Here is a 9,332-nt window from a genome sequence, read left to right on the forward strand (position 1 = left end):
AATTGGTGAATACGAAAGGAAACAACATGCCACAAAAATTTAATTTAGCTAATTTTTTCGGGATGGACACGGATGCAGATCAGTCAAATACTGATAACGAAAAGTCAACAGATAACGTGGTTCTCATGAATAGACAAAACATTGATCCTAGTAAAATAATTGTTTTTGAGCCAATTAACTACACAGATGTGGATACAATTGCTCAAAAGCTTTTGGAAGATAGCGCAGTCATCATTAAGTTAAACAAACTGGATGTGAATTCTTCTGCTAGAATGGTCGATTTTTTGAATGGGGTTTTGTTTGCAATTCATGGTTCCATCAACCGGTTGGACAAAGATATTTTCTTGTGTTCACCAAAAAAGTTCCAAGTAACTAAGTAAGGATTTCACTTTAAAAGAATAAGGAGCGATCGATTGGCAACTTTTGTTTTTTACGCAGCTGAGATAATCAACAAGCTGATCAGTGCTTACATGCTGGCAATTGTTGTTTATGCTTTGATGAGTTGGTTTCCGAACTCATATGGAACCGCAATTGGAAGATTTTTAGCACGAATTGTTGAACCGTTTGAACGGCTATTCAATTTTGCAACGATTGGGATGATTAGCTTGGCACCGCTGGTTGCATTGGCGGTGCTCACGTTTGTTCAGTATGGGGTGACATACGTAGGTAATTTACTGATTGGTTTCTTTTACTAGTATGAAGAGGGGTATTACCGTGGTGGATTCTAACGTTTCACAACACTACCGACCAGACGAGCTTCCATTTCTTGAGTCAATCGATAGCTTGAGCGGAAGAGTTGAAAATGAATATCGGCCGATCCTAACTAATTTTTTAAATCCAAGGCAGCTTTATATTCTTGAAACAATCGTTAATCGATATGATGGGATTACATTTAAGACGTTTGGTGGCTTTGCAGAAGCTGAAATGAAGCGGGCAATTGCGTTTCCAGAGTATTTTACCCCGACCGACAATGATTTTAATATCACCGCATTTCAAATCGACTATCCAAGCAAGTTTGCCACGTTGTCACACGGTCAAATTCTTGGTTCCATTATGGGAGCTGGAATTGATCGGGATGTGATTGGTGATATCATCACAGATGGCCTTAACTGGCAATTCATGTGTGAATCCGAAATGGCTGATTATGTTCACGCTCAGGTTGATAAGATTGGCAAGATTAAGGTCAAACTTAAGGAAATTGATCCTGAACAAATCATTCATCCAACCGATGAAAGTGAAGAAGTTACGACCACCGTTTCTTCGCGGCGGGTTGATACCCTCGTCAGTGACGGTTTTCATATTTCCCGGCATCATGCCAAAGAGTTGGTTGATGGCGGGCAAGTTCGAATTAACTGGGTAACTTCTGATCGGCCGGACTTGGAACTGTCAATTAAGGACATTGTTTCGGTCCGTGGATTTGGCCGGATTGTAATCAGGGATATTTTAGGAATGACCAAAAAGGATAAAATTCGAATTGTTATTGATGTATACAATCGAAATAAATAGGAGGGGTTGATTCACCATGGTATTAAGTCCACAAGACATTCACAACAAAGAATTTTCGACCAAATTAAGGGGTTACAATATTGATGAAGTTAATGATTTCTTAGACCAAATTATTAAAGACTACCAAATTGTCCTTCAAGAGAATAAGGATCTCTCATCGAAACTTGACGAGTCAAAGGACAAATTATCATATTTCAATGATTTGAAGGATTCCTTGAACCAGTCAATCTTGGTTGCCCAAGAGGCTGCTGATAAGGTTAAGACCAACTCTAAGAAGGAAGCCGAAATTACCAACCGGGAAGCCCAAAAGAAAGCTGACGACATTTTGAATGCCGCTGACGAAAAGGCTAATAATATTCTGGAAGAAGCTTCCAAGCGAGCTAAGAAGTTGGCCATTGAGACTGATGACTTACGGAAAAATACCAGAGTTTTCCGCCAACGGCTCCAAGTGATGTTGGAAAGTCAGCTTGAAGTGATCAAGGGATCAGATTGGGATCATCTGGTTGAAGAAACCCCGACGACGACTTATGAGGACATCGAAAAAGTTGTTGGCAGCCTTGACAACCACACAAATTCAGGGTTAAAATCAGAAACCAAACAGGATAATGATGCGGACACGGTGGTAGATGCAACAACGACCGAGGATCCAAGCAAAACGGTTGTGTATTACCCCAACGACGCAAAGTAAATATTTTGAATCGATTAGAGACCAGAAAGTTTATTGGTTGACACGTAAGCGAGCTAAAGATGGTGAAAGTTTAGCAGTCAACAATCAATGAATAGATCAGCTCTAGTACATAAATCGATTGCTTTTAGAGAGAATTGCAAAATTCTAAATTTGGGTGGTACCACGAAGAGTCTTCGTCCCTAGCGGCGAGGGCTCTTTTTGCTAGAGTGCTGATCCAAGCGGTTAGAAACTGGAACATAAGTCGGCTCCAACGTCAATCCTGATTTTGGGATTGATGTTGGAGGTGCTTATGTGGAAGTTTCTGCTTGGAGAAGCACGTTTCCACTAGGCCGCCAAAAGTTGAAATCCTGGGTTTGGATTTTAATGAGAAGTTCTCAGGTAGCAAGCGGCTGAGCGCGTTTCCATGACCCAATTTAAGAAAATCCATCGGCCCCATCATTATCCTGAAAACAAACAATTTAAGAAGGGAAGTCAAACAATGCGGGTAAAAGATACATTAAACTTAGGCAAAACAAAGTTCAAAATGCGCGGCAATCTTCCTGTTAAAGAAGTCGACCGACAAAAAGCATGGGACGAAAACCATGTTTATCAACAAAGACAAAAATTAAACGAGGGCAAACCAACCTTTGTCCTCCACGATGGCCCTCCATATGCCAATGGTGATATCCATATGGGTCACGCGATGAATAAAATTTCAAAGGATATTATTGTTCGATACAAGTCAATGAGTGGTTATCGGGCACCTTACGTTCCCGGTTGGGACACTCATGGATTACCAATCGAACAAAAATTAACCCAAGCTGGTTATGATCGTAAGAAAATGTCCACTAACGATTTCCGAAAGCTCTGTCGTGAGTATGCCTTAAAGCAAGTTGAACGGCAAAAGGCAGAATTTAAACGACTGGGAGTTGCTGGTGATTGGGATAATCCTTATTTGACTTTGAAACCTGAATTCGAAGCCCAAGAAATTCGGGTGTTTGGTGCATTTGCCAAACGTGGGTTGATTTACAAGGGTAAAAAGCCCGTTTACTGGTCGTGGTCGTCAGAATCTGCTCTAGCTGAAGCCGAAGTTGAATATCACGATATTACTTCCCCAACTGCCTTTTATGGCGAAAAAGTTGTTGATGGAAAAGGTGTCTTGAATAATGACACGACGTTCATGGTTGTCTGGACAACGACGCCATGGACCATCCCAGCTTCTGAAGGAATTACCGTTGATGCGGGATTTGATTATTCTGTTGTTCAACCAGAGGGTGATGACCGTCACTTTGTGATTGCCAGTGAATTGGTCAACAAGGTTTCTGAATTGGTTGGCTGGAAGAATGTTAAGACTCTCAAAACGGTTAAGGGCCAAGAACTGGAAGGTATTCTTGCAGAACACCCATTTGATCATAGTCGAAAATTATTGACGATGTTAGGTGACTTCGTTGATTTGGAAGAAGGTACTGGATTAGTCCATACCGCTCCTGGATATGGTGAAGATGACTTTAACATTGGCCGCAAATATGGGCTTGATATTTTTGCGCCAGTTGATGATAAAGGATATTTGACCGAAGAGTCCGGTAAAGACTTTGCTGGGGTCTTTTATGATGACGCCAACAAGATTGCCTTGGATAAATTAAAAGAGGCTAACTTGTTACTCCGATACATGCCGTTGAAGCATAGTTACCCATTTGACTGGCGAACCAAGAAGCCAATCATCTTCCGGGCAACACCTCAGTGGTTCGCCTCAGTTGATAAGATCAAAGACGACATTTTGAAATCGCTTGACGACGTTCAGTTCTTCCCTGACTGGGGGAAAGTTCGTCTGGCCAACATGATCAAAAACCGTGGCGACTGGGTTATCTCCAGACAACGGGTTTGGGGTGTGCCGCTACCAATCTTCTATGGTGAAGATGGTGAAGCGATTATCACTGAAGAAACCATCAACCACGTTGCTGATTTGTTTGAGAAGCACGGTTCAGACATTTGGTTCGAAAAGGATGCCAAAGACTTATTACCAGCCGGCTTTAAGAGCGAGCATTCACCAAACGGCAAGTTTACTAAAGAAAACGACATTATGGATGTGTGGTTTGATTCAGGTTCATCTCATCAGGGAGTTCTTGAGGAAAGAGACGATTTAACTTATCCTGCTGATATGTACTTGGAAGGCTCCGACCAATATCGTGGCTGGTTCAATTCAAGCCTGATTACCAGTGTTGCTGTTTCGAACAAAGCACCATATAAACAAGTCTTATCACAAGGATTCACCCTTGATGGTCAAGGCCACAAGATGAGTAAATCACTTGGAAACACAATTGCACCAATTGACGTGATTAAGAAGATGGGAGCAGAAATTGTCCGTCTTTGGGTGACATCAGTTGATACTTCCGCTGATGTTCGTGTAAGTACCGAAAACTTCGTGAAGGTTTCAGATTCGTATAAGAAGATCCGCAACACGATGCGTTACTTACTTGCCAACGTTTCCGACTTTGATCCAAAGAGGGATGCTGTGCCATTTGATCAATTGGAAACTCAAGATCAATACATGATGATTCTATTGAACAAGTTCTTGGGAGAAGCTCGTGATTGTTACGAAAAGTACGACTTCTTGGATTTGAACAAGAAATTGGTTAGTTTTATTTCAACCGATTTGTCTGCGTTCTATCTGGATATTGCCAAGGATATTGTCTATATTGATCGCAAGGATGGTCACAAGCGCCGTTCAATGCAAACAGTAATGTATGACGTAGCTGTGACCTTAACTAAGTTAATGACCCCAGTGTTACCTCATACGACCGAGGAAATCTGGCCATTCTTGAAGGAACCAGAAGAATTCGTGCAGCTAACGGACATTCCAGAACCACAACATTTTGACAATGATGCGACAATCTTGGCAAATTGGAACAAGTTCATGACCTACCGAAACGATGTCTTGAAGGTGCTTGAAGAAGCTCGGGACGCCAAGCAAATTGGTAAATCCTCAGAAGCCAAATTGACGATTTATGCGACGTCAGAGGTTGCTGATTTATTCGAAAGCCTCCACACCGATTTGGCGACGGTCCTGATGGTTTCTCAGCTGGAGGTTACCGACTTCACTGACGCGCCAGATAACAGCACTAAGTTTGACAGTGACGGCTTGGCATTGTTGGTTGAAAAGGCCGATGGTCAAGTTTGTGAACGTTGCCGGTTGACTAAAACCGATGTTGGTGCTGATAGTGACTACCCAACATTCTGTCAATCATGTGCGGAAATTGTCCGTAGTGAATTCCCTGAAACCGCTACTGAAGGCTTTACAGACAAAAAAGATTAAGATCCTTTAGAATTCAGAAGAGATTTTTGAAATTCTATTTTATATTTAATCCTTAAACAGTAAAATGAAGCTAGTGACAATTAATTTTGTGCTAGCTTTATTTTTTTGTGATGGTGAATAGTAATCGGAATCTAAGTACTGTGCAGCGGGATTCTGAGTTTGAGCTTTTATCATCCGAGGTTGTGTGTTAGCAAGCGATAAGATAAGTGGTTCGATGCGTAGGTTAAATGCTTACCGAGACAGTTTCTATAATTGAGCAAGAAAATAGAAGTTAGTACTTTTCAAGTACGATTAACGTTTCACAAGGAGGAACCATTTTGTTAAAAGGAAAAATTAAAACTTACAGTCCAAGGAATGCGTTTGGCTTCATTACCCAAGATGATGGCGACGACCTGTTCTTCTTTAAAAATGCTTTCCCAGAAGATCAGTACGGGACCATTCAGGTGGGCGCCAGAGTGACCTATGTTGTGGTTGAAGGCCAAAAGGGGCCCCAAGCTGCTAAAGCCCACGTGGTTGAAGACTGAGTGCCACAATTGCATTAGCTGGCAAATCTTTGTAGAATAAGATCATTAAACAAAATAAGGTGATTTTTTGAATTTTGTAGAACACGTTATTGGCTCAGAAAAAATCTATGATGGGGCAATTATTAATGTTGAAAAGCAAACTGTTCGTCTGCCAAATGGTGAGCAAGCCTTTCGCGAAGTCGTTCACCATTCGGGAGCAGTCGGTGTTTTAGCATTGACCCACGACAATCAAATGATTCTCGAAAAGCAGTGGCGGGCCCCAATCGGCAAGACCACCATTGAAATTCCGGCCGGCAAAGTGGATAGCCGGGACACTAATTTTCATCATGCCGTGATTCGTGAACTCAATGAAGAGATTCGTTACGTGCCTCGAACAGTTAAACGACTGGCCGGCTTCTATTCATCGGTTGGCTTTTGTGACGAATATATGCAACTGTATTTGGCTGAAGATCTCCAACCGGTTGAAGACGAACTGCCCCGTGATAAGGGTGAATTCCTGGAGATTATCAAGAAGCCCCTTCCAGAAGCTGTTGAAATGGTTGCCAATGGTGAAATTGAAGACGCAAAAACAATCATGGCAATCCAGTACTGGCAACTCATGCAAAAGTAGGTGACCACTTAATTGGCAATTGACGATCATAAAAAAGAGTCCGAACCACTCACTCGAGAACAATACAGAAAATTACGGCAGCAACAAGATGACGACTTCAAGCAACGTGACAAGCGCCGAGTGCAGGTCGAGCGCCAGTACGCCCGCGAACATAATCAAGAGGCGCCAGATGATCGTGCCCCAGAGGCTGCGACGTCAACAGAAGCTGCCGAAGACTTTAAAACATTCAAATGGAGAAAGATCAATCGACGATTAAATTGGACAATTTCAGTGTTGCTGTTCTTAATCCTGATCGTCTATTTAGTCTTATTTTTCATTAATTAAGGAGAATTTTTATGGCTTACGGAATTATATGTGCAATGGACGAGGAGTTGGCAATCTTAAAGGATGCCCTCGACAACGGCACAACTGAACATTATGGTCATGCTGACTTTTTCATCGGCCAAATTCATCATCAAAAAATGGTCATTGTTAAATCTGGAATTGGTAAAGTCCAAGCGGGAATTACGGCTGCTATCCTGATTAATCATTTCAATGTTGACAGCTTGATCAACTCAGGTTCAGCAGGTGGAATTGGTGATGGCCTTTCAATTGGGGATGTCGTGGTTTCATCCGAAACCGCTTATCACGACGTTGACGTGACGGCTGCTGGCTACAAAATGGGGCAACTGCCTAATTTCCCAGCCCGGTTCCCGGCTGATCAACAGCTTGAAGATAAGATCTTGAAGGCCGCTAAAGAAAGTGGTGTGGTTGCCCATCGCGGTCTCGTTGTTTCGGGCGATCAATTTGTAGCCGATCCAAAAGTCATTGCCACAATCAAGCAAAACTTTCCGGATGCACTCTGTTCTGAGATGGAAGGCGCCGCAGTCGGCCAGATAGCCTACGAAAACAAGGTGCCTTACGTCGTCATTCGGGCGATGTCTGATGTTGGTGATGAGAACGCCAATGTTAATTTTGACCAATTCATTGTGAGTGCCGGCAAAAAGTCTGGGCAAATGTTAATTGATTTCTTCAAGAATGAGTTATTAAAGGAGTGAAAGCTTTGGACGAGATTTATTTGGACAATGCCGCAACCACACCGGTTTCCGAAGAAGTATATGCGGAGCTGATGGATAAGTATAAAAATGTTTATGGGAACGCCTCAACGTTGTATGGCTTGGGACGCCAAGCACGGGCGGTCATGGAACATGCCCGAGAGATCATCGCTAAGAGCATCAATGCGGATACTGATGACATTATCTTTACCAGTGGCGGTTCAGAAAGTGACAACACTGCGATTATGCAAACGGCGCTTGCCCGTCAGTCACTTGGCAAGCATATCATCACAACTGCAATTGAACATGAGGCCGTTTTAAAGACCTGTGAGGCTCTCGAAAAGATGGGCTTCAAGATTACCTATTTACCCGTCGATGAGCACGGAAACATCTCTTTAGATGACTTTAAAGCTGCATTGGATGATCAGACGATCCTCGTTTCCATCATGATGGGCAATAATGAGGTCGGTTCGGTCATGCCCATTCATGAGATTGGGGAAATTTTGAAGGATCACCAAGCTTGGTTCCATACAGATGCCGTTCAGGCTTATGGATTACTGAACATTGACGTCAACCGCGACCACATTGATATGCTGTCAACGTCGGCTCATAAAATCAACGGACCCAAGATGATTGGTTTTCTTTACAAGCGCAATGGGATTAACTTCCCAAGCTTTGTGAAGGGTGGCGATCAAGAGGAGAAACGGCGAGCAGGGACTGAAAATGTTCCCGCCATTGCTGGATTTGGTAAAGCGGTTGAGACAATTACCGAAGCTGAAAAGGCTCACCGACAAGCAAAGTATTTCAAATTCAAGCAATATATTGCGGCTAAATTAACTGAAAATGGGGTTGAATTTGAAGTCAATGGGGACATTGATGAACATAATTTGAACCATGTCTTTAATATTTGGCTTAAAGGGATTTCAACCTACGTGATGCAAACCAACTTGGATCTTGCTGGAATTGCTGTGTCTGGCGGGTCGGCGTGCACAGCTGGCAGTATCGAGCCTTCCCATGTGCTGGTTGCGATGTATGGCAAGGATAGTCCTCGAATTAGCGAGTCAATTCGAATTAGTTTTGGCCGCTACACCACCACTGAAGATCTAGATAAATTAGTCGATGCAATTACTAAAATTTCTAATCGAGTTAAGGGGGTGAAGCTGTAATGGCATTTTCAAAGACTGCGCAAGCAAACGGTGATCAACAAACTTACCAAATTAGTGAGGGGATTAAGCGGTATACCCTTAAAGATTTAGGCTTTATTGAAACCAAAGCCGGCAATTTTTCACTGGATCGTTCATTAGATCCAAATTCTCCATATAACGCTGGCTACAAATTTAAAATGATGGTTTCTAAAGACTTGGCTGGCTTCAGAATGTCCATCACCACTGGCAACGGCCTTAAGAAAGTGAACATTTTTAAGGACGACGCAACTGCGGACAGTGTTGAACAATATAATTTCATTATTAATAACTTGATTGATCGTGATGTGATTAAACGAGCTGATTAGTCGTAATTTTGGAGATATTGGGACGAAAGGTGATTTGATCCCAGAATTTAAGCCAAAAAAGTAATGCATTCTGATTTTGGAATGCATTACTTTTGGCTCTTCGTCAACTGTTGTTGGTGAAACTAAATTCGAGTTCTAATCACTTTGTGATTAGGGCTCTTTTTGTTT

At 42.3% G+C, this 9,332-nt stretch carries 11 protein-coding genes; all 11 read left to right on the forward strand.

What is annotated here, in order from left to right:
- The first annotated feature begins 26 nt into the window (after positions 1-26).
- The 11 genes from QUF07_RS06855 (at position 27) to QUF07_RS06905 (ending at position 9,164) form a co-directional block, all read left to right on the forward strand.
- A complete protein-coding gene (locus QUF07_RS06855) occupies positions 27-380 on the forward strand; it encodes a cell division protein SepF (RefSeq protein ID WP_217161683.1) in 354 nt (117 codons plus the stop codon).
- A 33-nt stretch (positions 381-413) separates the two neighbouring features.
- Entirely contained in the window at positions 414-695 is a 282-nt protein-coding gene (locus QUF07_RS06860) for a YggT family protein (protein ID WP_249778398.1), read from the forward strand.
- A 22-nt stretch (positions 696-717) separates the two neighbouring features.
- Positions 718-1,506 (forward strand): YlmH family RNA-binding protein, encoded by a 789-nt coding sequence (locus QUF07_RS06865; protein WP_289427058.1) that lies wholly within the window; start codon positions 718-720, stop codon positions 1,504-1,506.
- A gap of 16 nt (positions 1,507-1,522) precedes the next feature.
- Positions 1,523-2,194, forward strand: coding sequence for a DivIVA domain-containing protein (locus tag QUF07_RS06870; RefSeq protein WP_056981016.1), 672 nt, complete (start codon positions 1,523-1,525; stop codon positions 2,192-2,194).
- A 478-nt stretch (positions 2,195-2,672) separates the two neighbouring features.
- Positions 2,673-5,486 carry an isoleucine--tRNA ligase gene (gene ileS / locus QUF07_RS06875; RefSeq protein ID WP_289427059.1) on the forward strand — a complete coding sequence of 938 codons (2,814 nt, stop codon included), beginning with the start codon at positions 2,673-2,675 and terminating at the stop codon, positions 5,484-5,486.
- A 317-nt stretch (positions 5,487-5,803) separates the two neighbouring features.
- On the forward strand, positions 5,804-6,010 hold the full coding sequence (locus QUF07_RS06880) for a cold-shock protein (protein WP_217161676.1): 207 nt from the start codon (positions 5,804-5,806) through the stop codon (positions 6,008-6,010).
- Positions 6,011-6,077: 67 nt separating this feature from the next.
- On the forward strand, positions 6,078-6,620 hold the full coding sequence (locus QUF07_RS06885) for an NUDIX hydrolase (RefSeq protein WP_217342478.1): 543 nt from the start codon (positions 6,078-6,080) through the stop codon (positions 6,618-6,620).
- 12 nt (positions 6,621-6,632) lie between these two features.
- Complete coding sequence (locus tag QUF07_RS06890; protein ID WP_217161672.1) at positions 6,633-6,944, forward strand: hypothetical protein; 312 nt, start codon at positions 6,633-6,635, stop codon at positions 6,942-6,944.
- Positions 6,945-6,955: 11 nt separating this feature from the next.
- Positions 6,956-7,657: a 5'-methylthioadenosine/adenosylhomocysteine nucleosidase gene (locus tag QUF07_RS06895; protein WP_217161670.1), complete on the forward strand. Its 702-nt coding sequence runs from the start codon at positions 6,956-6,958 to the stop codon at positions 7,655-7,657.
- A 5-nt stretch (positions 7,658-7,662) separates the two neighbouring features.
- Positions 7,663-8,820, forward strand: coding sequence for a cysteine desulfurase family protein (locus QUF07_RS06900; protein WP_217161667.1), 1,158 nt, complete (start codon positions 7,663-7,665; stop codon positions 8,818-8,820).
- Positions 8,820-9,164 carry a DUF1831 domain-containing protein gene (locus tag QUF07_RS06905; protein ID WP_217161665.1) on the forward strand — a complete coding sequence of 115 codons (345 nt, stop codon included), beginning with the start codon at positions 8,820-8,822 and terminating at the stop codon, positions 9,162-9,164. The genes QUF07_RS06900 and QUF07_RS06905 overlap by 1 nt, the downstream gene beginning before the upstream one ends.
- Positions 9,165-9,332 lie beyond the last annotated feature (168 nt).

The organism is Lentilactobacillus sp. TOM.63 (assembly GCF_030361045.1).
GTDB lineage: Bacteria > Bacillota > Bacilli > Lactobacillales > Lactobacillaceae > Lentilactobacillus > Lentilactobacillus dabitei.

What these genes read in the sequence shown, in the direction of transcription:
- QUF07_RS06855 (WP_217161683.1), top strand. Translation starts at nt 27, where the DNA reads ATGCCACAAAAATTTAATTTAGCTAATTTTTTCGGGATGGACACGGAT.
- QUF07_RS06870 (WP_056981016.1), top strand. Translation starts at nt 1,523, where the DNA reads ATGGTATTAAGTCCACAAGACATTCACAACAAAGAATTTTCGACCAAA.
- ileS (WP_289427059.1), top strand. Translation starts at nt 2,673, where the DNA reads ATGCGGGTAAAAGATACATTAAACTTAGGCAAAACAAAGTTCAAAATG.
- QUF07_RS06895 (WP_217161670.1), top strand. Translation starts at nt 6,956, where the DNA reads ATGGCTTACGGAATTATATGTGCAATGGACGAGGAGTTGGCAATCTTA.
- QUF07_RS06905 (WP_217161665.1), top strand. Translation starts at nt 8,820, where the DNA reads ATGGCATTTTCAAAGACTGCGCAAGCAAACGGTGATCAACAAACTTAC.